This window comes from Aeromonas rivipollensis, assembly GCF_010974825.1.
GTDB classification, from domain to species: Bacteria; Pseudomonadota; Gammaproteobacteria; order Enterobacterales; family Aeromonadaceae; genus Aeromonas; species Aeromonas rivipollensis.
The window spans coordinates 30,502-53,654 of sequence record NZ_JAAILA010000011.1 but is presented as its reverse complement, the minus strand read 5'-3'; the positions used below and the strand labels follow the sequence as shown (position 1 = coordinate 53,654).

At 60.2% G+C, this 23,153-nt stretch carries 25 protein-coding genes; 10 read left to right on the top strand and 15 right to left on the bottom strand.

Annotated features, from left to right (window positions below):
- Positions 1-2 precede the first annotated feature (2 nt).
- The 5 genes from G4923_RS07970 to G4923_RS07950 form a co-directional block, all read right to left on the bottom strand.
- Positions 3-635 (bottom strand): NADH:ubiquinone reductase (Na(+)-transporting) subunit D, encoded by a 633-nt coding sequence (locus G4923_RS07970; protein ID WP_042654098.1) that lies wholly within the window; start codon positions 633-635, stop codon positions 3-5.
- The gene (locus G4923_RS07965; protein WP_163136490.1) at positions 628-1,416 is read right to left on the bottom strand and encodes a Na(+)-translocating NADH-quinone reductase subunit C; all 789 of its coding nucleotides are present in this window, start codon (positions 1,414-1,416) and stop codon (positions 628-630) included. The genes G4923_RS07970 and G4923_RS07965 overlap by 8 nt, the downstream gene beginning before the upstream one ends.
- Entirely contained in the window at positions 1,406-2,635 is a 1,230-nt protein-coding gene (locus G4923_RS07960) for an NADH:ubiquinone reductase (Na(+)-transporting) subunit B (RefSeq protein WP_042649549.1), read from the bottom strand. Before G4923_RS07960 ends, G4923_RS07965 begins: the two co-directional genes overlap by 11 nt.
- Before the next feature lie 3 nt (positions 2,636-2,638).
- Entirely contained in the window at positions 2,639-3,982 is a 1,344-nt protein-coding gene (locus G4923_RS07955) for a Na(+)-translocating NADH-quinone reductase subunit A (RefSeq protein ID WP_111909909.1), read from the bottom strand.
- 438 nt (positions 3,983-4,420) lie between these two features.
- The gene (locus G4923_RS07950) at positions 4,421-4,729 is read right to left on the bottom strand and encodes a BolA family protein (RefSeq protein WP_041204526.1); all 309 of its coding nucleotides are present in this window, start codon (positions 4,727-4,729) and stop codon (positions 4,421-4,423) included.
- A 220-nt stretch (positions 4,730-4,949) separates the two neighbouring features.
- Between G4923_RS07950 and G4923_RS07945 the strand changes: the two genes are divergently transcribed.
- The 6 genes from G4923_RS07945 (at position 4,950) to G4923_RS07920 (ending at position 10,143) form a co-directional block, all read left to right on the top strand.
- Positions 4,950-6,083, top strand: coding sequence for a methyltransferase (locus tag G4923_RS07945; protein ID WP_163136488.1), 1,134 nt, complete (start codon positions 4,950-4,952; stop codon positions 6,081-6,083).
- A gap of 24 nt (positions 6,084-6,107) precedes the next feature.
- The gene (locus tag G4923_RS07940; protein ID WP_106886051.1) at positions 6,108-6,680 is read left to right on the top strand and encodes a YajG family lipoprotein; all 573 of its coding nucleotides are present in this window, start codon (positions 6,108-6,110) and stop codon (positions 6,678-6,680) included.
- 15 nt (positions 6,681-6,695) lie between these two features.
- Positions 6,696-7,247 (top strand): peptidylprolyl isomerase, encoded by a 552-nt coding sequence (locus G4923_RS07935; protein ID WP_106886050.1) that lies wholly within the window; start codon positions 6,696-6,698, stop codon positions 7,245-7,247.
- A gap of 114 nt (positions 7,248-7,361) precedes the next feature.
- Entirely contained in the window at positions 7,362-7,691 is a 330-nt protein-coding gene (locus G4923_RS07930) for a hypothetical protein (RefSeq protein WP_106886049.1), read from the top strand.
- 85 nt (positions 7,692-7,776) lie between these two features.
- The gene (locus G4923_RS07925) at positions 7,777-9,180 is read left to right on the top strand and encodes an AmpG family muropeptide MFS transporter (RefSeq protein ID WP_111909906.1); all 1,404 of its coding nucleotides are present in this window, start codon (positions 7,777-7,779) and stop codon (positions 9,178-9,180) included.
- 156 nt (positions 9,181-9,336) lie between these two features.
- The gene (locus G4923_RS07920; RefSeq protein WP_025327958.1) at positions 9,337-10,143 is read left to right on the top strand and encodes a nucleoside-specific channel-forming Tsx family protein; all 807 of its coding nucleotides are present in this window, start codon (positions 9,337-9,339) and stop codon (positions 10,141-10,143) included.
- A 102-nt stretch (positions 10,144-10,245) separates the two neighbouring features.
- Here G4923_RS07920 and G4923_RS07915 read toward each other — a convergent pair whose 3' ends face one another.
- Entirely contained in the window at positions 10,246-10,728 is a 483-nt protein-coding gene (locus G4923_RS07915; protein WP_106886048.1) for a YajQ family cyclic di-GMP-binding protein, read from the bottom strand.
- 214 nt (positions 10,729-10,942) lie between these two features.
- Here G4923_RS07915 and G4923_RS07910 point away from each other — a divergent pair, with 214 nt between their 5' ends.
- The 3 genes from G4923_RS07910 to G4923_RS07900 all read left to right on the top strand — a co-directional run bounded on the left by G4923_RS07910 (position 10,943) and on the right by G4923_RS07900 (position 14,325).
- Entirely contained in the window at positions 10,943-11,890 is a 948-nt protein-coding gene (locus G4923_RS07910; protein WP_163136486.1) for a ketopantoate reductase family protein, read from the top strand.
- 35 nt (positions 11,891-11,925) lie between these two features.
- Positions 11,926-12,486, top strand: a complete 561-nt coding sequence (locus G4923_RS07905; RefSeq protein ID WP_163136484.1) for a DJ-1 family glyoxalase III — start codon at positions 11,926-11,928, stop codon at positions 12,484-12,486.
- A gap of 348 nt (positions 12,487-12,834) precedes the next feature.
- A complete protein-coding gene (locus G4923_RS07900; RefSeq protein WP_163136482.1) occupies positions 12,835-14,325 on the top strand; it encodes a SulP family inorganic anion transporter in 1,491 nt (496 codons plus the stop codon).
- A gap of 185 nt (positions 14,326-14,510) precedes the next feature.
- Here the strand turns inward: G4923_RS07900 and arsC are convergent, their stop codons facing one another.
- From arsC to G4923_RS07855, 9 genes are all read right to left on the bottom strand, one after another.
- Entirely contained in the window at positions 14,511-14,942 is a 432-nt protein-coding gene (gene arsC / locus G4923_RS07895) for an arsenate reductase (glutaredoxin) (RefSeq protein WP_163136480.1), read from the bottom strand.
- A gap of 2 nt (positions 14,943-14,944) precedes the next feature.
- Positions 14,945-16,015, bottom strand: coding sequence for an ACR3 family arsenite efflux transporter (gene arsB, locus G4923_RS07890; RefSeq protein WP_163136478.1), 1,071 nt, complete (start codon positions 16,013-16,015; stop codon positions 14,945-14,947).
- Entirely contained in the window at positions 16,015-17,256 is a 1,242-nt protein-coding gene (gene arsJ, locus G4923_RS07885) for an organoarsenical effux MFS transporter ArsJ (protein WP_163136476.1), read from the bottom strand. Before arsJ ends, arsB begins: the two co-directional genes overlap by 1 nt.
- Before the next feature lie 7 nt (positions 17,257-17,263).
- Complete coding sequence (locus G4923_RS07880) at positions 17,264-18,280, bottom strand: ArsJ-associated glyceraldehyde-3-phosphate dehydrogenase (protein WP_163136474.1); 1,017 nt, start codon at positions 18,278-18,280, stop codon at positions 17,264-17,266.
- Positions 18,281-18,290: 10 nt separating this feature from the next.
- Positions 18,291-18,788: a phosphatase domain-containing protein gene (locus tag G4923_RS07875; RefSeq protein WP_240455273.1), complete on the bottom strand. Its 498-nt coding sequence runs from the start codon at positions 18,786-18,788 to the stop codon at positions 18,291-18,293.
- A 108-nt stretch (positions 18,789-18,896) separates the two neighbouring features.
- Entirely contained in the window at positions 18,897-20,696 is a 1,800-nt protein-coding gene (gene arsA, locus G4923_RS07870) for an arsenical pump-driving ATPase (RefSeq protein ID WP_163136470.1), read from the bottom strand.
- Between the two features lie 68 nt (positions 20,697-20,764).
- The gene (arsD, locus tag G4923_RS07865) at positions 20,765-21,193 is read right to left on the bottom strand and encodes an arsenite efflux transporter metallochaperone ArsD (RefSeq protein WP_163136468.1); all 429 of its coding nucleotides are present in this window, start codon (positions 21,191-21,193) and stop codon (positions 20,765-20,767) included.
- 3 nt (positions 21,194-21,196) lie between these two features.
- Positions 21,197-21,565: an ArsR/SmtB family transcription factor gene (locus G4923_RS07860; protein ID WP_025327981.1), complete on the bottom strand. Its 369-nt coding sequence runs from the start codon at positions 21,563-21,565 to the stop codon at positions 21,197-21,199.
- Positions 21,566-21,652: 87 nt separating this feature from the next.
- Positions 21,653-21,949 (bottom strand): ArsR/SmtB family transcription factor, encoded by a 297-nt coding sequence (locus tag G4923_RS07855; RefSeq protein WP_025327982.1) that lies wholly within the window; start codon positions 21,947-21,949, stop codon positions 21,653-21,655.
- A 107-nt stretch (positions 21,950-22,056) separates the two neighbouring features.
- Between G4923_RS07855 and G4923_RS07850 the strand changes: the two genes are divergently transcribed.
- A complete protein-coding gene (locus G4923_RS07850) occupies positions 22,057-23,139 on the top strand; it encodes a permease (protein WP_163136466.1) in 1,083 nt (360 codons plus the stop codon).
- Positions 23,140-23,153: the final 14 nt, after the last annotated feature.

The window sequence follows — 23,153 nt, the reverse complement described above, 5'->3', positions numbered from 1 at the left end:
CCTTAATCCTTTGCCTCCACCTGCTTGGGATCCTTGGTGCGTACGCCCCAGATGATCAGACCAATGATGAAGAATGCACTCGGCGGCAGCAGCAGCAGGCCGTTAGGCACATACCAGCCACCATTGTTCACCAACGGCAGCAGCTCGATGCCGAACCAGGTGCCTGACCCCAGGATCTCGCGCACTGTGGCCACGGCCAGCAGCACGGCGCCATAGCCCAGACCGTTGCCGATGCCGTCCAGGAAGGAGGGCAGCGGGGCGCTCTTCATGGCATAGGCTTCGGCACGACCCATCACGATACAGTTGGTGATGATGAGGCCGACGAACACCGACAGTTGCTTGGAGATGTCATAGGCATAGGCCTTGAGCACCTGGTCAACCACGATAACCAGAGATGCAATCACCGCCATCTGGGCGATGATCCGCACGCTGTTCGGGATCTGGTTGCGGATCAGGGAGATGAACAGGTTGGAGAAGGCGGTGACCGCGGTAACGGCCAGCGTCATCACGAACGCCGTCTTCATCTGGCTGGTAACGGCCAGCGCGGAACAGACACCCAACACCTGCAGTGCGATGGGGTTGTTGCCGAGCACAGGCGTCAACAGCAATTTTTTCATTTCGCTCTTGTCAGCCATTGTTGATTTCTCCTGCACGTACCTTGGCCAGGAAGGGACCGAAGCCCTTGGGGCCCATCCAGAAGTCGAAGGTGTGCTGTACGCCATTACCGGTCAGGGTTGCGCCAGACAGGCCGTCGATTTCATGCTCGGAACCAGCCGGAGCATGGCCCTTGATCACCCGCAGCGCAGGCTGACCGTCCTGATCGAACAGCTTCTTGCCGACGAACAGTTCGCGCCAGGCCGGGTTCTCGATCTCGCCGCCCAGACCCGGGGTTTCACCGTGGTCATAGTAGGTGATGCCCTTGATGGTCTGGCCATCGGCCGCGACCGCCACGAAGGCATACATGGTGGACCACAGACCCTGGCCGTAGATCGGCAGAATGATGTTGTCGACCTTGCCCTCGGCATCTTTCGCGAAGAACACCGGGATCAGCTTGGAGATCTGACGCAGACCGGCCTTGTCGTCGGCAGGTGCCAGACGAACACTCTTGGCCGGATCTTTGGCCGCCAGCTTGGTGTCGAAGTTGTCGGCATCGCCGTCAACGAACTCACCTGTGGTCAGATCGACCAGGCGCGCTTCAATCTTGTCGCCATACAGCTGGGCCAGGTCACGCTTGGCCACAGAGCTGACATCGACACCGGCAACGGACAGTATGTTGCTTTGCTTGTCCAGCGCCTTGTTTTCCAGCTGAGCCGGACGCAGACCCACGGCGGCCACGGAGACCACGATGGAGCAGACCAGACACAGACCGGTCACTACGGCGAGAGTGCCGATGGTAGAGTCTTTATTAAACGCCACGTGCGATCCTCCGCTTGATGTTCGCCTGCGCCACGAAATGGTCAAACAAGGGGGCAAACAGGTTGGCAAACAGAATGGCCAGCATCATGCCTTCCGGGAACGCGGGGTTCACGACACGGATCAGCACGACCATGACGCCGATGAGGGCGCCGTACCACCACTTGCCCTTGTTGGTAAAGGCGGCGGAGACAGGATCGGTCGCCATGAAGGCCATGCCAAAGGCGAAGCCGCCCAGCACCAGATGCCAGTGCCACGGCATGCTGAACATGGGGTTGGTATCTGAACCGATGACGTTGAACAGCAGGGAGGTCGCCACCATGCCGATCATGACGCCGGCGATGATGCGCCAGGAGGCGATCCGCATGTAGACGATCATGGCCGCACCGATGAGAATCATCAGGGTGGAGACTTCACCGATGGAACCCGGCAGGTTGCCGAGGAAGGCATCCATCCAGCTGATGGCTTCGCCGGTGGCACCGTTGATCAGCGCCATCTGGCCGCCCTGGGCCCACTGGCTCAGGGCAGTCGCGCCCGAGTAACCGTCAACGGCCACCCAGACGGCATCGCCGGAGATCTGGCCCGGGTAGGCGAAGAACAGGAACGCACGACCCGCCAGGGCCGGGTTCAGGAAGTTCTTGCCAGTACCGCCGAACACTTCCTTGGCCAGCACCACGCCGAAGGTGATGCCGAGCGCGGCTTGCCACAGGGGCAGCTCGGGCGGCACTATCAGGGCGAACAGGATGGAGGTCACGAAGAAGCCTTCGTTGATCTCGTGCTTGCGCACCATGGCGAACAACACTTCCCAGAAGCCACCGACCAGGAACACTGTCAGGTAGATGGGCAGGAAGTGCGCCGCACCGATCAGCATCTTGCTGCCGATGCCGGCCACGGCCGGATCCAGCGAGGCACCCAGCAGGGTCGCTATGGTGTATTGCCAGGTATCGGCACCGGCCGCGCTGCCCAGATGGGCGATGGCGGCGATGGACTGGTTGCCGACGTTGTACATGCCCCAGAACATGGCCGGGAACACGGCCAGCCACACCATGATCATCATGCGCTTCAGATCGATCGCATCACGGACGTGGGCGGCATTGCGGGTCACGGACCCGGGGGTATAAAACAGGGTATACGCCGCCTCGAACAGGGCATAGTACTTGGCGTACTTGCCACCCGGCTCGAAGTGATGTTCCATATTTTCAAGAAGTTGCTTGAAACTCATCGCTTAACCTTCCAGTTCTATCTTGGTCAGGCACTCACGCAAGACTGGGCCGTACTCTGTCTTGCCTGGGCAGACGAAGGTACAGAGCGCCAGATCTTCCTCATCCAGCTCCAGGCAGCCGAGCGCTTGTGCGCTGTCGGTGTCGCCGGAGACCAGATCCCGCAGCAGCAGGGTCGGCAGGATGTCGAGCGGCATCACGCGCTCATAGTTGCCGATAGGCACCATGGAGCGATCACTACCGTTAGTGGTGGTAGTGAAGTTGATGAGTTTGCCCTTCATCAGATGAGAGAGGGTGGTACGGGTGATGGAGAACTTGTCGGCACTGGGTTTGACCCAGCCCAGGAACTCTTTCTCACGACCTTCACCCAGTACGCTCACCTGATTGTGGTAGCGACCCAGGTAGTCATGAACCCCTTCGGCCTTGGCACCGCTGAGCAGGGAACCGGAGATGATGCGATTCTCGTCCGCACGCAGCTCGTTGTTGGTCAGCTGGCTGATGCAGGCGCCCAGACGGGTGCGCAGCAGGCGCGGCTTGATCACGTTCGGGCCGGCCAGGGCGATCACCTTGTCGGTGAAGATCTGACCAGTGGTGAACAGCTTGCCGTAGGCGATCACATCCTGATAGTTGATGTGCCACTGCACTTTCTTGGCACCGACCGGGTCCAGGAAGTGGATGTGGGTGCCGGGCAGGCCGGCAGGGTGCGGGCCGACAAACACGGCTTCCTTGACCTGGGCCAGGGAGGCGTGCGGCAGGCTGGCTTCGCCCTTGCAGACGTGGACTGTGCCATCGGTCAGGCGGCTCAGCACGGCCAGACCGTCGAGGAAGGCCTGGGCCTGTTCCTTGATGATGATCTCGGCGTTGGCGGCCAGCGGGTTGGTGTCCATGGCGGTGACGAAGATGGCACGCGGGGCAGAGCCCACTGCCGGCACCTTGCTGAATGGACGGGTACGCAATGCGGTCCATTGGCCTGATGCGACCAGGATTTCCTGCACCTTGCTGCGCTCGAGCTGTGCCAGCTCGGCAGACGCAAAGTGTTCAAAGGTCACCTGTTCGTCAGAACCATCGATGTCGATGACAACGGATTGCAGAACACGCTTGGCACCACGGTTGATCTCAGAAACCACACCGGTGGCAGGGGCCGTGAATTTAACGCCGGGATTCTTCTTATCTTCGAAGAGCTCCTGACCTTTAATGACGCGATCACCTACTTTGACGAACATAGTAGGACGCATCCCCACGAACTCTTCGCCGAGTGTAGCAACACGGGTGATGGCCGGGCCATCGTAGATTACTTGCTCCGGAGCACCCAGCACGGGGATGTCCAGTCCTCTTTTAATTGTAATCATACTCACTTGCACTACCGTTAAGGGAAGACAGGTTGGTTAGCGCCGAGAAATACATCACGACGAGTTGTTGAATGAGCCCGTCAACATCGCGGTAAAATGTCGATAAAACAAACAAATCAGCAACATACAGGATCATTCAAAAGCGACTGAGTTTACCACCTTAGACAAGTCGGTCGCCACGCCAAATGGGGAAAATCCCCGTCCTATCACAAAATTAACCTCCAATGAATATTTCCCTTCCATCCCTGCAACCCGTGGTTTTAAAGGATTCTTTGTTTTACTACCCATATGGAGGTAATTTCACTTGCCTCAAAGGTTGATTAGAAAAAGTAATCATTACCCCGATCCAATGCGCTCTGGGCCGGGGGCTAGCGCCCCGGCCCTGTCGTGATAATTTTGTTAATTAATCGACAATTGGGTAATGAAAAGGTCAATGGCTCAGGCAAAGGGGGACTTGCTGACACAGCCCGGAGTCTTGGGGGCCTGCTCCCGGGCCTGCCACTCCGCCTCGGTATAGGTGTGCAGCGCCAGCGCATGGATGGCCCCTGCCAGCTCCTCTGCCAGCACGCCGTTGACCTGACGATGGCGCCCCAGCAGGCGCTGCCCCTCGAAGGCCTGACTCACCACTATGACCTTGAAGTGGCTCTCGGATCCCGGCTCCACCCTGTGCATGTAGCTCTCGTTGATCACTTCCAGATGACTGGGGGACAAGGCGGCGGCCAGTTTGGCCTCTATCTGTTGTTGCATGCTCACGGGCAAGACTCCCTCGTTGGATATCCGGCCATTGTAGCCAGGGTTGCATACCGGATGCATCAGGCCCGCTTTAAATAGAGGAAGGCCGGCGCCTCCTCGCTGCGGGCTGGTGAAATTCTCCGTCGCCGCTAGAATAGCGCCACTTTCCCTGCCTGCCGGGCAACACGGTACGGGCAGGCGTCATCTATCAGCAACACGTTGGACTCTAATTCTTATGCAAACCCTGCTCGACACTGCCCATTGTCGTCTGACCCTGTATCGCTACCCACGGCAGAGCCAGGATCCCCTGCAGGCCTGGGATGCGGCAGACGAGTACCTGATCAACACCCTGGCCGAGGAGCCGCTCGAGCAGGATGGTCCCGTCATCATCATGAACGACGGCTTCGGCGCCCTCGCCGCCTATCTGCACAGCCATGGCCCGGTCTGCGTGAGCGACTCCTATATCAGCGAGCAGGCCACCCTGGCCAATCTGGCGGAGAACGGGCTGGAGGCGAGCGGGATCACCCTGCAGGATGCCCTGGCCCCGCTGCCTTCAGCTCCTGCGCTGGTGGTGATCAAGGTCTCCAAGTATCAGGCGCTGCTGGAGCAGCAACTGCTGGCCCTGCGCCAGGTGGTGACCCCGGACACCCGCATCCTGGCCGCCGGCAAGGCAAAAGACATTCACAGCTCCACCCTCAAGCTGTTCGAGAAATACCTGGGGGAGACTCGCACCTCGCTGGCCTGGAAGAAGGCGCGCCTCATTCACTGCGAGCCGCAGGCCGATCGCCCTGACCTGACCAGTCCATTCCCGACCGTCTGGCCGCTGGAGGGCAGCGACATGCTCATCCACAACCATGCCAACGTCTTCTCGCGCACCAGCCTGGATATAGGCGCCCGCTTCATGCTGGACAATTTGCCGATCCACAGTGCCCGCAAGGTGATAGACCTTGGCTGCGGCAACGGGGTGCTGGGTCTCTCGCTGCTGGCAAAAGACAGCGAGGTGGAGGTGACCTTCATCGACGAATCCCACATGGCGGTCGCCTCGGCGCGGCTCAACGTCGAGCACAACCTGCCGGACGCCCTGCCGCGGGCCCACTTCATGGTCAACAACTGTCTCGACGGCGTGGCGGTCGGGGCAGCGGATCGGATCCTCTGCAATCCCCCCTTCCATCAATTGCAGGCGATCACCGATCACATTGCCTGGCAGATGTTCACCGACGCACACCGGGTGTTGCCTCAGGGGGGTGAACTCTGGATAGTAGGCAACCGTCATCTGGACTATCACAACAAACTCAAGCGCTTGTTTGCCAACGCACAAGTCGTTGCGTCGAACAGCAAATTCGTTATTTTGAAAGCCATCAAACGCTAAAGATAAAGCTAAAGGAAACCCATGATGAAAAAGTCACTCTTGCTGCTGGCCGCCCTGATACTGGGTGGTTGTGCCACCCACTGGCCGGAGACGGCGTTGCTCAATCCGCAAGTCATCCCCTCCAACCAGCAGTACTACTCTGGCAACCGCATCACCATGGAAGGGGTGGACAAGCGCGAGGCCGCCTATGTCTTCTCCATCAAGAAGAAAGAGAAGGCTCCCGTGCTGGTCAACAGCAGCCAGCCCCTCAACAACCTGCTGGCGGAAAAACTGGCGGAAGGGTTGCGCAGCCAGGGCCTCGAAGTGGGCAACAGCGGCACCACCAACCTGACCCTGGCCATCTCCACCGCCGCGGTCACGGTCGAAGAGAAGACCTTCACCTATGTCACCAAGTCCAAGGTCAGCCTGCAGGTGATCGCCGACTTCCAGGGCAACAAGCTGACCAAGCAGTTCAACATGTCTTCCAGCAAGGAAGAGCCGGGTGAGCCGACCATGGCCGATCTGGAGTCCACCCTGAACCAGCAACTGGGCAGCGTGCTGCAACAGATCATGGCCGACGAGGCTCTGCGCGGTTATCTCAAAGGCCAGCCTAGCTGAGCAAGGAGCATATAAATGAAGAAACTCTGGTTACTGGCCACCCTGATCGCCCCCCTGGCGTTCGCCGGACAAAAAGTCCAGATGGAGACCAACCACGGCAACATAGTGGTGGAGCTGGCCCCCAAGCAGGCGCCGCAGACGGTGAAGAACTTCCTGCGCTACGTGGCGGATGGCAGCTATGACGGCAGCCTGTTCCACCGGGTGATCCAGAACTTCGTGGTGCAGGGCGGGGGCTACAATCAGCAGTTCCAGCCGCTGCCGACCTTCGACCCCGTGGTCAACGAGTCCAGGGGCGGCCTGCCCAACAAGCGTGGCAGCATCGCCATGGCCCGCACCCAGGCTGTCGACAGCGCCACCCGCCAGTTCTACTTCAACCTGGTGGACAACGACAACCTCAACGCCAATGCCGGCGCCGGTTATACGGTGTTCGGCCAGGTGGTGCAGGGCATGGAGGTGCTGGACAAGCTGGCTCAGGTCCAGACCGGCTACAGCTCCATACTGCGCGCCAATGACGTGCCGACCAGCCCCATCATCCTGAAAAAAGTGGTGCTGCTGGCGGACAAATAACGCGGGACGGATCACATTCCACCACTGCGTAGCCCAGGTCACCGGCGCCCCTTTCTATACTCTGGCCTTGTCCGATGTGCACGGGACATGGCCAGGCAGAGAGAGGAGGTTCCGGTGACTTGTCACGATTACATTGCCCAACACGCCATTGAGCTGGCTCAGGCGGTTCGTCACTTTCTGGCACGAGAAATGCCCTATCGGCAGCTCGAGGATCTGAGCTGGCAACTCCTCTCCCGCTGGCAGGCGCTGCCCGCCATCCCCATTGACAAAGTACCCGCTACCGAGCAGGAGGGGGTGTTCTGGCACCTGCTCCACAGCCTGCACCTGTGGGACGAGCATCAGCTCATCACAGACACCTGGCTGCGTCAGCAACTGATGGCCTGCGCCAGCTTCCTCGTGGCCGAAGGGCCCTGTCCGCGTCACTGCATCGGCTCACGACCCTGAATCCCGGGCCGCCTCGTTCGGCTTGCCTTGGCTATCCCCCTCGAACCTGACAAAATGACCCCCTTTTCTCTGAGGAGTCAGGCAGTTGAACAATCTCCGCCCGCCCAGCCAAACCCCGGACCGCGCCACAAGCTGGCGAGACGCCCTCGCCGTCTATCTGGAAGCGCGGGTACTCACTCTGTTTGCCATGGGCTTCTCCTCCGGCCTGCCCTTGCTGCTGGTCTTCGGCACCCTCTCGTTCTGGCTGCGCGAAGCCGATGTCAGCCTGACCGACATCGGCTACATGAGCTGGGTGGCGCTGGCCTATGGCTTCAAATGGCTGTGGTCCCCCCTGGTGGATCGACTGCCGCTGCCGCTGCTCTCCCGGCTGCTGGGACGACGACGCAGCTGGATGCTGCTCTCCCAGGTGCTTATCGCCCTCTCCCTGGTGGGCATGGCCTATTGCGATCCCAAGACCCAGCTCGCCCAGCTCGCCCTGTTCGCCCTGCTGGTGGCGTTTTGCTCCGCGACCCAGGATATCGTCATCGATGCCTACCGCATCGAGTCGGCACCTGAGCGGCTGCAGGCGGCCATGGCGGCCTCCTACATGACGGGTTACCGGCTCGCCATGATAATGGCAGGGGCGGGCGCGCTGGCACTGGCGGCCTGGCTTGGCAGCAACGACAGCTACGACTACCGCGGCTGGCAGCTCACCTACCTGCTGATGGCGGGACTCATGTCCCTCGGCGTCATCACCACACTGCTCAGCCACGAGCCGGATATCGACCTCCATCGCCAGAACGAGCAACAGATGGAGCGCAAGGCGCTGCTGCTCGAGCGGGGCTGGCCCAAGACCCTGGCCGGGCTGGGTGCCTGGACCTATGAAGCCATCTGGTGCCCCTTTGCCGATTTCTTCCGCCGTTACGGCGGCTCGGCCCTGCTGATCCTGGGGCTCATCGCCTGTTATCGCATCTCGGATGTGGTGATGGGGGTGATGTCCAACAGCTTCTATGTGGATCTGCAGTTCAGCAAGACGGAGGTGGCCACCATCACCAAGGTGTATGGCGTCATCATGACGCTGGTGGGGGCGGCCCTGGGGGGCGTATTGGTGATGCGCTTCGGCACCCTGCGCATCCTGTTTCTCGGCGCCGTGCTCACCGCCAGCACCAATCTGCTGTTCGCCCTGCTCAACGAAGTGGGTCACGATCTGGAGCTGCTGACCCTGATCATCTCCCTGGACAACCTCAGCGCCGGCATTGCGACGGCGGCCTTCGTGACCTATCTGTCTAGCCTGACCAACGTCGCCTTCTCGGCAACCCAGTACGCCCTGTTCAGCTCCATCATGTTGCTGATGCCCAAGCTGCTGGCGGGTTTTTCCGGTCAGGTGGTCGAGCAGATCGGCTACAGCAGCTTCTTCGTCGGCACCAGTCTGCTCGGCATCCCTGTCATGATACTGATCATCATGGTTGCCAAACGAGGCGATGCTTTGTTACCACAAGCGGACAAATAGCAAGCGTTTGCGCCATTTTGGGGGTGATTAGATTCACAAAACCGGACAAAGTTCCCTGGCTCTTGTTTATCCGATGAATTTATTTGGCTAGAATCCCTTCCGCTCCTTGTGGGCAGGCTACGGAAAACCTCAACTAACGCACAAGAGACCAATAAAATGGCCAAATTTACCAAGACTCTGATCGCTGCCGGTCTGCTGGCTGCATCCGCCACTCCGGCCCTTGCTGCCGATTACAGCGGCGACATCCACAAGAACGACTACAAGTGGTTCCAGTTCAACGTGATGCACACCATCGATCAGCTGCCCTACAGCGAATCTGAAGGTGGTTACAACGATACCTACTTCGAAATGGAGTTTGGTGGCCGCTCTGGTATCTTCGATCTGTACGGTTACGTCGACGTCTTCGACATCTTCCAGAACCGTCACGACGACAAGCACAACCAAGACAACCTGTTCATCAAGTTCGCACCGCGTATCTCCATCGATGCCATGACCGGCAAAGATCTCTCCTTCGGCCCGGTGCAGGAAGTCTACATCGCCAACCTGATCAACGTGGGTGGTCCGGATGGTCTGTTTGAAGCCATGACCGGTCTGGGTGCAGACGTACAAGTGCCCTGGTTCGGCAAGGTTGGCATGAACCTGTATGCCCGTCACGTCAACGAAGGCGGCGGCGAGCAGGGCTGGAACGGCTATCAGTTCTCCATGAACTGGTTCAAGCCTTTCTACACCTTCTCCAACGGCAGCTTCGTAGCCTATCAGGGTTACCTGGATCACCTGTTTGATGCCAAGGACACTTCCACCGACGGTACCGCCATGTTCAACGGCCTGTACTGGCACTCCGACCGCTACGCCGTCGGTTACGGCCTGAAGTACTTCAACGACATCTATGGCATCCAGAACGGTTCCTACGGTCTGAAGACCACTGGTTTCGGCCACTACTTCTCCGTGACCTACAAGTTCTAATCGAACTCGTCACACGGACACAAAAAACCGGAGCAGCAGCTCCGGTTTTTTTATGGCGCTTCCTTGATGAGGGGAGTGACCAGGGCCCTCCCCCCTTCATCATCAATCGCGGAAGTTCTGGAACTGCATCGGCTGACCCAGCTCGGCGCCACGCACCAGTGCCATGGTCTCCTGCAGATCGTCACGCTTCTTGCCGGTGACGCGCACTTCGTCACCCTGGATGGCGACCTGCACCTTGATCTTGGAATCCTTGATGAGCTTCACCAGCTTCTTGGCGATCTCTTTCTCGATCCCCTGCTTGAACTTGACGTTCAGGTGGAAACGCTTGCCGGAGTGAACGCTGTCACCCACGTCCATTGAGCTGTTCTCGATGTTGCGCTTGAGCAGGGCTGCGCGCAGGATCTCGACCATCTGCTTGAGCTGGAAATCGGCGTCGGCTTCCAGCTTGACCTCTTCCTTGTTCAATTCGAAGCTGGCTTCCACACCACGAAAATCGAAACGGGTCGCCAGTTCACGATTGGCGTTATCGACGGCGTTCAACACCTCGTTCATTTTGACTTCAGAGACAATATCGAATGACGGCATAGCCGGGCTCCTCATGCTGTACTTCAGGTTGTGCTGACAAAGGGGCAAATCTACCAGAAAACCGGCAAATTTGCTGATTTCAATGGGATTGCTCTGCTAGAATCCCCTGCGCACAGGAATGGCGAGACCCGTTAGTGTCCGCCTAGCGACATCTTCACTTATCCCCGGTAGCGAGTTGCTCGGAACGCAGCCACTACCCTGATTGAGCCTCTCCATGCCAAGCGGATTACGCGACAACAACCTGAAAAACAGCCGACACCCCTCCTCCCCTCACTGGTCATTGCTGGGCTGCGGTGCCCTGGGCGGCGTCTTCGCCTCCTTGCTGACCCAAAGTGGCCAGCCGACCCGTGTCCTGCTGAGCGAGCGACACCGCGCCACCCTGCACCCCGGCATCGATTTCACTTCCCTCGAGGGCCACACCCAGTTGCTCGCCATCGAGCGGGGTTTCATCGACAAGCCCGGCACCATCCAGCGACTGCTGGTGATGACCAAGGCGGGTCAGGTGGTGTCGGCCCTGACGCCCCTGGTGGGCAAGCTGGCGGCAGGGGTTCCCATAGTGCTGCTGCACAATGGCATGGGCATAGCCGAACAGGTGGTGCAGCTGTTTCCGCATAACCCCGTCATTGCCGGTGTCACCAGCCACGGCGCCATGCAAAATGGCCACTTCGTGTTCCGCCATACCGGCAAGGGCGAAACCTGGCTCGGCCCGATCAATGAGGCCGCCAAGGCCCATTCCGCCCTGGCAGACCAGCTCGCCACCGCTCTCGGTCAAGCCGGCTGGGATGAGCAGATCCTGACCCGCCAGTGGCAGAAGCTCGCCATCAACTGCGCCATCAATCCGCTCACGGCGCTTTACAAGCTCAAGAATGGCGAGCTGGCCGGCCCGCGCTTCGCCGATGTGCTGCAACAGATCTGCGTGGAAGTGGCTGACGTGATGCAGGCCGAAGGCCAGCCGACTGGCAGCGACGAGCTGCTGCGCCGGGTGATGACTGTGGTGGAACTCACCGCCGACAATTACTCTTCCATGTATCAGGACATGGAGCAGGGACGTGAGACCGAGATCGAGGCCATCACCGGCTTCCTGCTCGGCAAGGCCGCCGCCCACGGCATAGCGGTGCCGGTCAATCAGGGCCTCTATCAGGCCGTCAAAGAGAAGCGCTGAGCAGAGCGGCACTGCCGGCGACTAAGGAGTGCAGGATGACAGTACTGGTATTGGTAGCCCCGGGGTCGGAAGAGATAGAAACGGTCGCCATCATCGACACCCTGGTGCGCGGCGGCATAGAGGTGGTGCTGGCCTCCTGCTGCCCCACGGGAGCGCGCCAGATCCGCGCCTCACGTGGGGTACAGCTGGTGGCGGATTGCCATCTCGACGAGCTGACCAGCCGCGACTTCGAAGCCATGGTCGTGCCGGGTGGTCTGCCCGGCAGCGAAGCTATCCGCGACACTCCCCTCGCCATCGACCTGCTGAGAGAACAGGCGGCCCTCGGCCGCTGGCGCGCGGCCATCTGCGCCGCCCCCGCCGTGGTACTGCACCATCACGGCTTGCTGGGGGATGCCAGCGCCACCTGTCATCCGGGCTTTCAGGCCCGCCTGCCCACCGCGCAACTGAGCACAGCCCGGGTGGTGCGGGATGATGCCCATCGTCTCATCACCAGCCAGGGTCCCGGCACCGCCATCGAGTTTGCCCTCGAATTGGTGCGAGTGCTGCGCGGTGATGAAGCCGCCCGCGCGGTAGCCGAGCCCATGGTGCTGCCATAACTTACGCTGGATAATCAAGAATGCCCCATGCGTTGCAAGGGGCATTCTTGTTTTCAGGTATGTAGCTCCTCCCCATACACACTGAAGAAAGGTCCGGGCTTTCCTGCCCCCACCTTGACTGCTAACATGCGCCCCCTATGCCTGTTTTGCGCACTGGCGTGACCGTCACGCCGCCCTAACTCCGTCCTTTGCGGCACCTGCCGCCTGACTCTGGTTGTCACAACCGGAGCGTGTTTGATCATCTGTCATATACCAATTCAACAATGTGATCCTGCCAGAATGCCACCTGACCCCGGGTCTGTGGCGACTTGCGACCATGGATCCTCAACAAGCGAGAAAATCCCCCCCATGCTGGAACGTGCAAGACAAGAGTGGTTCTCCAATATACGTGGCGACCTGCTGGCCGGTATCGTGGTCGCCCTGGCGCTGATCCCGGAAGCCATCGCCTTCTCCATCATCGCCGGAGTAGACCCCAAGGTTGGCCTCTATGCCTCCTTCTGTATCGCCGTGGTCATCGCTTTTGTCGGCGGTCGTCCAGGCATGATCTCGGCAGCCACAGGCGCTATGGCGCTGCTGATGGTGACTCTGGTCAAGGAGCATGGCCTGCAGTATCTGTTGGCGGCGACCCTGCTCACCGGCCTCTTCCAGATAGCGGCGGGCTACCTGAAGCTCGGCAGCCTGATGCGGTTTGTCTCCCGCTCCGTTGTCACCGGCTTCGTCAATGCGCTGGCCATCCTCATCTTTATGGCCCAGCTGCCCGAGCTCACCAACGTCACCTGGCAGGTCTACGCCATGACGGCGGCCGGCCTTGGCATCATCTATCTGTTCCCGCTCATCCCCGTGGTGGGCAAGCTGGTGCCCTCCCCGCTGCTGTGCATCGTCATACTGACGGCGGTGGCCATCACCCTGGGCATCGATATCCGCACCGTGGGCGACATGGGCGAGCTGCCCGATACCCTGCCCATCTTCCTGTGGCCCGAGGTGCCGCTCAATCTCGAGACGCTGGCGATCATCTTCCCTTACTCTGCGGGGCTGGCCGTGGTGGGTCTGCTCGAATCCATGATGACGGCGGCCATCGTCGATGACCTGACCGATACCCCAAGCGATCGCAATCGCGAGTGCAAGGGCCAGGGGATCGCCAACCTAGGCGCCGGCCTGATGGGGGGCATGGCGGGGTGCGCCATGATTGGCCAATCCATCATCAACATCAAATCCGGTGGCCGTGGTCGCCTCTCCACCTTTGTAGCGGGCACCTTGCTGATCCTGATGGTGGTGTTCATGGATGAGTGGATCCGCCAGATCCCCATGGCGGCCCTGGTGGCCGTGATGATCATGGTCTCTATCGGGACATTTTCCTGGGAGTCGGTGCGCAACCTGAAAACCCACCCCCTCTCCACCAGCATCGTGATGCTGGCCACAGTCGCCGTGGTAGTGGCTACCCATAACCTGGCGCTCGGAGTATTTGTCGGGGTACTGCTCGCCTCCCTGTTCTTCGCCAGCAAGGTCGCCCGCTTCATGCTGGTCAAGAGCGACAGCGAGCGAAAAGGAGAAGTACGCACCTATCTGGTGCGGGGCCAGGTGTTCTTCGCCAGTGCCGAGCAGTTCTTCGCCGGCTTCGACTTCAAGGAGGTGGTAGAGAAGGTGGTGATCGACCTCACCCATGCCCACTTCTGGGACATCACCGCCGTCACTGCGCTGGACAAGGTGGTCCTCAAGTTCCGCCGCGAGGGCACCGAGGTGGAGATCATCGGTCTGAACGAGGCCAGTGCCACCATAGTCGACCGCTTCGGGGTACACGACAAACCGGAAGAGGTGGAAAAGCTGCTGGCTGGCCACTGATCACAAGAAGGAGTCCAACATGACAAGCATTGTTGCCGGGATCGATGACTCACCTGCCCAGGCGGCGGTGTGCAACGCCGCCAGGGCCTAGACCGGCACGGCGCTGCCGTGCTCCTGCTGAGATAAAGAGCGAGGGGGGGGGGCCATGGCCACCCCCTTTTTCCTTATACAGGACTCATGCCCCCTCACTCGATGCGCCTGCCTTGCGCATCCACCACCCGCTCCCCCTCTTCCTTGGTGAAGGCCCCGCGCTGGGGGCTCGGCAGTATCTCCAACACCACTTCTGACGGACGGCACAGTTTGGTGCCAAGCGGGGTCACCACTATGGGGCGGTTGATCAGTATGGGATAGGACAACATGGCGTCGATCAGTTCCTCGTCGCTGAATCCCTCCCCGGCCAGCCCCAGCGCCTCGTAGGGGGGCACATTCTGGCGCAGCAGCACGCGCGCCGGCATCTCCATGGCGGCAATCAGTGCGACCAGGGTCTCGCGACTCGGTGGTGTCTCCAGATAGTGGATAACGGTCGGTTCAACTCCTGAGTTGCGGATAAGTGCCAGCGTATTGCGAGAGGTGCCACAGGCCGGGTTGTGGTAAATGGTGATCTGAGAGTCATTCATGATTAAGCCTCCGCTTTGACATAGTTACGCTTCATGCGCAGGGCCACGTTGACCAGACCGATCAGCACGGGCACTTCAACCAGTGGGCCTATTACACCGGCGAAGGCCTGATCCGAGCTCAGCCCGAATACCGCGATGGAGACAGCGATGGCCAGCTCGAAGTTGTTGCCGGTGGCGGTAAAGGCGATGGAGGCGTTCTTGTCATAGGGAATACCCAGCTTCTTGCCCACCAGGAAGCTGGTGAAGAACATCAGCACAAAGTAGATCACCAAGGGCACGGCGACCCGCAGCACATCCATGGGCAGCTCAACTATCATCTCCCCCTTGAGGCTGAACATCAGCACTATGGTGGCCAGCAGGGCGATAAGCGTGATGGGGGAGATGGCCGGAATGAAACGCTCGGTGTACCACTTTTCTCCTTTAGCCTTGACCAGATAGTGACGGCTCAGAAAGCCTGCCAGGAAGGGGATGCCGAGATAGATGAGCACACTCTCGGCGATATCCAGCATGGTGATGTCCACCGCGAAGCCTTGCAGACCGAACAGGGGCGGCAGCACTGTAATGAACAGCCAGGCCATGAAGCTGTAGGTGAGGATCTGGAAACCGCTGTTGAGGGCCACCAGACCAGCACCGTACTCCTTGCTGCCGCCGCCGAGATCGTTCCACACCAACACCATGGCGATGCAGCGCGCCAGGCCTATCAGGATGAGACCCACCATGTAGCCCGGCTGATCATGCAAAAACACCAGGGCGATGACGAACATCAATATAGGGCCCACCAGCCAGTTCATCACCAGGGAGAGGGTGATGGCGCGGCGATCCCGGGTCATGGCGCCCATGGTGCCGTAATTCACCTTGGCGAGCGGCGGATACATCATCAGGATGAGGCCTATGGCCAGCGGCACGTTGGTGGTTCCGACCGACATCGCCTCGTTCCACTGGGCCACCTGGGGGAACAGGTAACCAATCCCCACCCCAATCGCCATGGCGACGAAGATCCAGAGGGTGAGATTGCGGTCGAGAAAACTCATTTTTTTGCTGACGGGCAGATCGCAGCAGGCTGTTGTACTCATCACGAGACTCCATGAGGATTGGATGAAACGGGCGGCTGATGGCGGGGCAAACCGATTGAAATCAACGCCGCCAACAGGATAAAGAGGGTGGAGATCCAGAGGCAGGCCTCGAGACCATAGAGCTGGAACACCAGGCCGGAGAGCAGGGTGCCGAGCAGACGCCCCAGGGCATTGGCCATGTAATAGAAGCCGACATCCAGCGATACCCCGTCAGAGCCGGCATAGCTGACGATGAGGTAGCTGTGCAGAGAAGAGTTGATGGCAAACAGAGCGCCAAACACCATCAAGCCGCCCACCAGACTGATGGCCGGATGCACCTCATAGTGGAGCGCCAGGGCAATCAGGGCCGGAGTCAGTGCCAGCACCAATGCCCAACGCATCGCAGCCTTGCCATCGGGTACCCGCCCCTCCCGCTTGCCGGTAAAGCGAGGGGCCTGGGTCTGAACCACACCGTAGGCGATGATCCAGAGCGCCAGGAAGCCCCCCACATACCAATGATCCCAGCCAAAGCTGGATGCGAGGTAGACAGGCAGCGCCACCACAAACCAGACATCCCGGGCACCAAACAGGAAGAGACGGGCCGCCGACAGATAGTTGATGGCGCGGCTCTTGGAGAAGATCTCGCTGAACTTGGGCTTGTTCTTGGCTTTGCCGAGATCCCGTTTCAGGGTCAGCATGCTGACGCACCACACCAGCGCCAACGCCAGGGCCATGACCAGCACGGCCCCCTGAAACCCGATCAGGGTCAGCAGGGCGCCACCGAGGAAAAAGCCCATCCCTTTCAGGGCATTCTTCGAGCCGGTGAGGAGTGCCACCCACTTGTAGAGCTGACCCTGCGCCTCTCCCGGCACCAGCAACTTGATGGAGCTTTTGGCGCTCATCTTGTTGAGGTCTTTGGCTATCCCCGAGAGCGCCTGCGCCCCCATCACCCAGGGCACCGTCAGCCAGAGGGTTGGCACCAGCAGCATGCCCAGTGCCAGTACCTGGAGGGCCAGCCCTATGTTCATAGTGCGGTTGAGCCCGAGGCGAGCGCCGAGCCAGCCCCCCACCAGATTGGTCACCACCCCGAAGATCTCGTAGAAGAGAAACAGGGAGGCGATGGCCAGCGGGCTGTAACCGAGCCCATGGAAGTAGAGCACCACCAACATGCGCAGAGCGCCGTCGGTCAGGGTAAAGGCCCAGTAGTTGCCGGTCACCAGCAGATACTGGCGAGCCTCGGGGGAGAGTCGGGTCAGTGCCATGGCCGGGTTATCCTTGCGCCTTGTCCATCCGGCCAACCATGCGCATCAGCTCGGCGGTACGGTTGGCATAGCCCCACTCGTTGTCATACCAGGCGTAGATCTTCACCTGGGTGCCATTGATCACCATGGTGGAGAGTGCATCTATGGTGCAGGAGCGCGGATCCGTCTTGTAATCCACCGACACCAGGGGGCGCTCCTCATAGCCCATGATCCCCTTGAGCTCGTTCATGGCGGCCGCCTTGAGCAAGCCGTTGACCTCGGCTTCGGTAGTAGGGCGGCTCACCTCGAACACGCAGTCGGTGAGGGAGGCGTTGGCGAGCGGCACCCGCACCGCATGACCGTTCAGCTTGCCCTTGAGCTCGGGGAAGATGTGGGTGATGGCGGTGGCAGAACCCGTGGTAGTGGGGATCAGGCTCAGGCCGCAGGCGCGGGCGCGGCGCAGATCGGCATGGGGGGCATCCAGTATGGTCTGGGTGTTGGTGATGTCGTGGATGGTGGTCATGGAGCCGTGCTTGATGCCGAGCTGCTCGTGGATCACCTTCACCACTGGCGCCAGGCAGTTGGTGGTGCAGGAGGCCGCCGTCACTATGGGGTGCTGCGCCTTGTCATAGAGGTGGTGGTTGACCCCCATCACTACGTTGAGGACCCCCTCTTCCTTGACCGGAGCTGTCACCACGACCCGCTTCACCCCTTGCGCCAGATAGGCATTGAGCAGGGCCTTGGTTTTCATCTTGCCGGAAGCCTCGATCACCACATCACAGCCGGACCAGTCGGTCTGGCCTATCTCCTTGTTGCGAGTGCAGAGGATGCGATGGTTGCCTATCACCATCTCGTCTCCCTCGGCGCTGGCTTCATGATGCCAGCGGCCATGGACTGAATCGAAGGTGATGAGGTGTGCCAGGGAGGCGGCATCGCCAGCCGGGTCATTGATGCGCACAAATTCCACATCCGCCCAGTCGAAGGCGGCGCGAAATGAGAGACGGCCCATGCGGCCAAAACCGTTGATACCAACTTTGATAGTCATGCTGTTTTCCTTAACCGGCGAATGAGTAGTGGGTATTGAGGTAGTGAACGTGGGGCGCCAGGGTCAACGCCTTGGGGCGCAGCCCTTGCACCAGCGACTTGACCTGTGTGGGGGCGTAGCCCGCCTCCAGCAGCAAGATGGCTGCCATCAGCCCGGTACGACCCGAGCCGCCACGGCAATGAATGGCCAGGGTCTGGCCCGCCGCCAGGCGAGCCAGCAGCGCCGTCTTATGATTGGCAAAGGCGGCGGCAAAGGGCGCCTCGGGGGCGCAATCGTCCTCCACTGGCAGTTGGAACCAGGCCAGCCCCAACGCGGCGCACTCGGCGGGCAAGGTATCGGCCTTGAATTCGCTAAGCTCGGCATCGGGCATCATGGTGACTACCGCATCGGCCCCGGCGGCTTGCAGGGTCTTGAGGGAGGCTTGCAGGGAAGCCTCCTTGGTGCCAGGACAGGGGGTGAAGATAAGGCGGGCGCCATTATCTAGGTTCAGGATGTCAAAGGGGTGCATGATAAGCAGCGGCTCCATGTCTCATTGAGAACATCAGATTGGTTGGTGAAAACAGGTTGTTGGTACCCAGTGCTGGTGGCCGCAAGCCGCGACCACGCAAGCATCGTCTCACCCCTCCTTGTGGGCAGGGTGACATAAGTCTTGCAGGGCCTTGACGCCGACCGGCTCGACCGCCAGCAAGGGCACCACTGCATAACGCTTGGCATGCTCCTCCTTGACCGCTTCGATATGGGGCTGCTGGCGATAGGCTCGCTGGGCAAGCAGGGGGGAGCTGACGCTGGCAGGGGCCAGCATGTGATTGACTACCCAGGCCCAGGGCTCGATGCTGGCGCGGCGCAGGTCGGCTTGCAAGTTGGCCGCCTCCTGTACCGGGGTGGGCTCGGGCAGGGTGACTATCATCACCTTGGTCTGTTTCGGGTCTTGCAGTTGCATCATGGGGGTGGTGAAGTGCATCCCCTTGCCCCCCATCTGGCGGGCAATTTCCCTGTGATAGGCACCGGTCGCATCGAGCAGCAACAGGGTGTGGCCGGTCGGCGCCGTATCCATCACCACGAAGCGCTTGCCCGCCTCGCGAATGATCCGCGAGAAAGCCTGAAACACGGCGATCTCTTCGGTACAGGGGGAACGCAAATCTTCTTCCAGCAGGGCGCGGCCCTGTGCATCCAGACTCGCCCCCTTGGTGGCCAGCACCTGGGCACGGTAACGCTCGGTCTCGGCGTGGGGATCGATACGACTGACCTCCAGGTTCGGCAGTGCCCCTGCCAGTGTCTCTCCCAGATGGGCTGCGGGATCTGAGGTGGTCAGGTGAACCGGCAACCCCCGACTGGCGAGCTCCACCGCCACTGCTGCCGCCAGAGTGGTTTTACCCACACCGCCCTTGCCCATCAGCATGATGAGCCCGTGGCCATCGCTGGCCAGCTCATCGACCAGTTGCGTCAAGCCGGGATGTTGCTGGTCCTGTGACTCGGCGGCCGGGCGTTCGACCTCGAGGTTCCCGTTGACAGGCGCTGCGCCGAGTAACTGGCGCAGGCTATCGACCCCAACCAGATTGGTCGCCAACAGCGGCACTCTGTCTTGTGGCAGGCTGGCCAGCAGCGCTGGCATTTGAGCCATAGCCAGCTGCTCTCGTTGCCACAGGGCGGTCGCCAAGGGGTCATCAACCAGTTCACTTTCCGGGAAGATGCCATTGATAACCAGCTGCTGATTGGCAAGGCCTATGGTCGCCAGTTCGTCATGGGTACGCGCCACTTCCCGCAAGGTAGATGCTTGCGCCCGGGTGACCAGAATCAGCCGCGTTTTCTCTGCATCGGACAAGGCAGCAACAGCCTCGGCGTATTGGCTGCGCTGTTTTTCCAGTCCAGCCAAGGGCCCTAAACAGGAGGCATCGCCCTTGCCTTGCTCCAGAAACTCGCTCCACGCACCCGGCAACTGCAACAGACGTATGGTGTGCCCGGTGGGGGCCGTATCGAAGACGATATAGTCATATTCTGCCAGCAACGCCTTGTCGGTAAGCAGGGCCGTGAATTCGTCGAAAGCGGCGATCTCTGTGGTGCAGGCACCGGAGAGTTGCTCCTCGATGCTGCGCACCACGCTCTCGGGCAACTTGCCGCGCACCGGGCCAACGATCCGCTCCCGATAGGCTTGTGCGGCGGCTTGCGGGTCAATCTCCAGTGCTGACAACCCACTGACCGCCGCTATGGCGGTAATCTTGTTGCCTATCCGGGTATCGAACACCTGGCCTACGTTTGAGGCCGGATCCGTGCTGACCAGCAGTACCCGTTTGCCACTGTCACACAAGGCAACCGCACTGGCACAGGCCAGCGAGGTCTTGCCCACCCCGCCCTTGCCGGTGAAGAAGAGAAACGGCGGTGCATCATGGAGAAACGAGTAGTTCAGAAACGAGGACATGAGAGACTCCTATCAGAAACGACGAGGCAAATGACCGAACAGAGAACTTGCCAGCCAGGCAATGACGCTTAGCAGCAACCACTGCTACCGGAGCAGCAGCCACTCTTGACGATCCCCTTGATGACGCCCGCTTTGCTTGGCTCGACATCTGACGGTTCGACTTCTGTGCCATCACTTCCCGGGGCTTTCGGCAACGCCAATCCTGCATAACGGATCAGTTCAGCGCGGCTGGGGTAACGACCTGTGAGTACCACCTGACCATCCACCAGGGTCACAGGCAGTCCTTCTTCCCCGGTCAGTTCCAGGAAGGAAGCCACTGCCGGGGTCTCGGCGAAGACCAGGGGTTGTTGTGCCAGGTTGAATCGGTATAGAGAGCCACCCTGCTGCTTGAGCCATTCGGCATCACCGGCAAAGGTCACCAGCGCCTGATCAACCTCTGCGCCACATACCCCGCTGGAACAGCACAGGGCCGGGTCGAATACTTGTATCAGTCTCATGATCTACTCCTCATTGCAGCAAGGCTGCGCAGGCAACACATGGGGCGAGCAGCCGGATTCGGCCCTCATCACCCCGCAGGCTTCCGGATGACCGGCGCAGCACTCCTCGGTGAGGTAGCCGATAAGACTCAGCATCAGGGGAATGTTGGCGCGATAGCGCAAAAAGCGCCCCTCCTGCTCCACCGAGAGCAGGCCCGCGTGCAGCATGGCTTTCAGGTGAAACGAGAGGGTGTTGGGGGCTATGTCGAGTTCGCTGGCCAGCTGGCCGGCGACCTGACCTTCCAACCCGGCCTTGACCAGCAGACGCCACACATCGAGGCGAATGCCGGATGCGAGGGACTCGAATACCTTGGTGGCGATCTCTTTGTTCATGGAACTTCCCCTTCATTCACTTCATGATTTCAACTATACAAGAATTATTGAAATGATCAACATGGCCAGAGCCTATCGTCGATCTCCTCACTCCCTCTTGTCGTTCACACAACACTCCTCGCGGAAAAACGCGATGATCTCTTCCAGCACCTCGTATTGAGAGACGCACAGCAGGGTGCGGCTCTCCCGGTTCTGCTTGACCAGCCCGACCGAAACCAGGGCCGCAATATGATGGCTCAGGGTCGAGGCGGGAATGGCGAGCTGCTTTTGCAAGTCTCCCACGGGCAGGCCTTGCTCCCCGGCCTTGACCAGGTGCTTGAAAATGAACAAGCGAGTCGGGTGACCCAACTCTTTCAATGCCTTGGCGACCGCTTCCAACTCCATGCTCCAACCCTCTTCATAGATGACATTTCGATATTACCAGAAATATCTTGACCACCCACATACTTCGATTATTTTAGAAATATAGTCAAACTCAAGAGGATATGAAGATGAATGACTGGTTAACCATGCTGACGGATGCATCTCGGATGTTTGTGTTCCTGGCCGTCGAACTCTCGGTGCTGTTCCTGGTGATCAGTGCCGCCGTCAGCCTGATCCGCCAGAAGATCCCCGATACCAAGATCCAGGCCATGCTGGGGGCTCGAAAAGGCAGAGGCTATTTGATTTCGGCTCTACTGGGTGCCCTGACCCCCTTTTGCAGTTGCTCGACCATCCCCATGCTGCGCGGACTCCTGTCCGCCAAAGCCGGTTTCGGGCCAACCCTGACCTTCCTGTTCGTCTCGCCGCTGCTCAATCCGATCATCGTCGGCCTGATGTGGGTCACCTTCGGCTGGAAACTGACGGTCCTGTATGGCGTTATCGCCGCCGGCGTCTCTGTACTGGCGAGCATGCTGCTGGACATGCTGGGATTCGAGCGTCATATGATTGACCCCAAAGAGGCCAAGCAAAGCAGCTGTGGCACGGGTTGTGGCACCACGACGAGTGAAGCTGCCAGTGTGAATGCAACAGCTTGCTGCTCAAGCAAGGCTATCAAGTCAGTAACACCGCTAAAGGCTCAGGCATCTTGCCGGCCCTCACAACCCGAGGCCACGCCAGCCATCTCTTGCTGCGCAGACGGCACTGGGGCCCTGACTCAGGCGCCGGTGAGATCCACGGCCTTCGCCAAGGCGCGGGCGGATGCCTGGCAACAATTCAGGGAGGTGCTGCCCTACCTGCTGCTGGGGGTACTCGTCGGGTCATTTATCTACGGCTTTATTCCGGCAGAGTGGATAGCCGCCCACGCCGGGGCTGACAACCCGCTGGCGATCCCATTCAGCGCCGTTGTGGGCATTCCGCTCTATATCCGGGCAGAGGCCGTGATCCCTCTGGCATCTGTGCTGCTGGGCAAAGGGATGGGCATGGGGGCTGTGATGGCACTCATCATCGGCAGTGCGGGGGCCAGTCTGACCGAGGTGATCCTGCTCAAGTCGATGTTCAGAACCCCCATGATGGTGGCATTCCTCACCGTGATCCTGGGAATGGCCATCCTGATGGGTTATCTGGCACAAGGACTGTCTGCGGCCCTGGCCTGAGATCGGCCGCACCG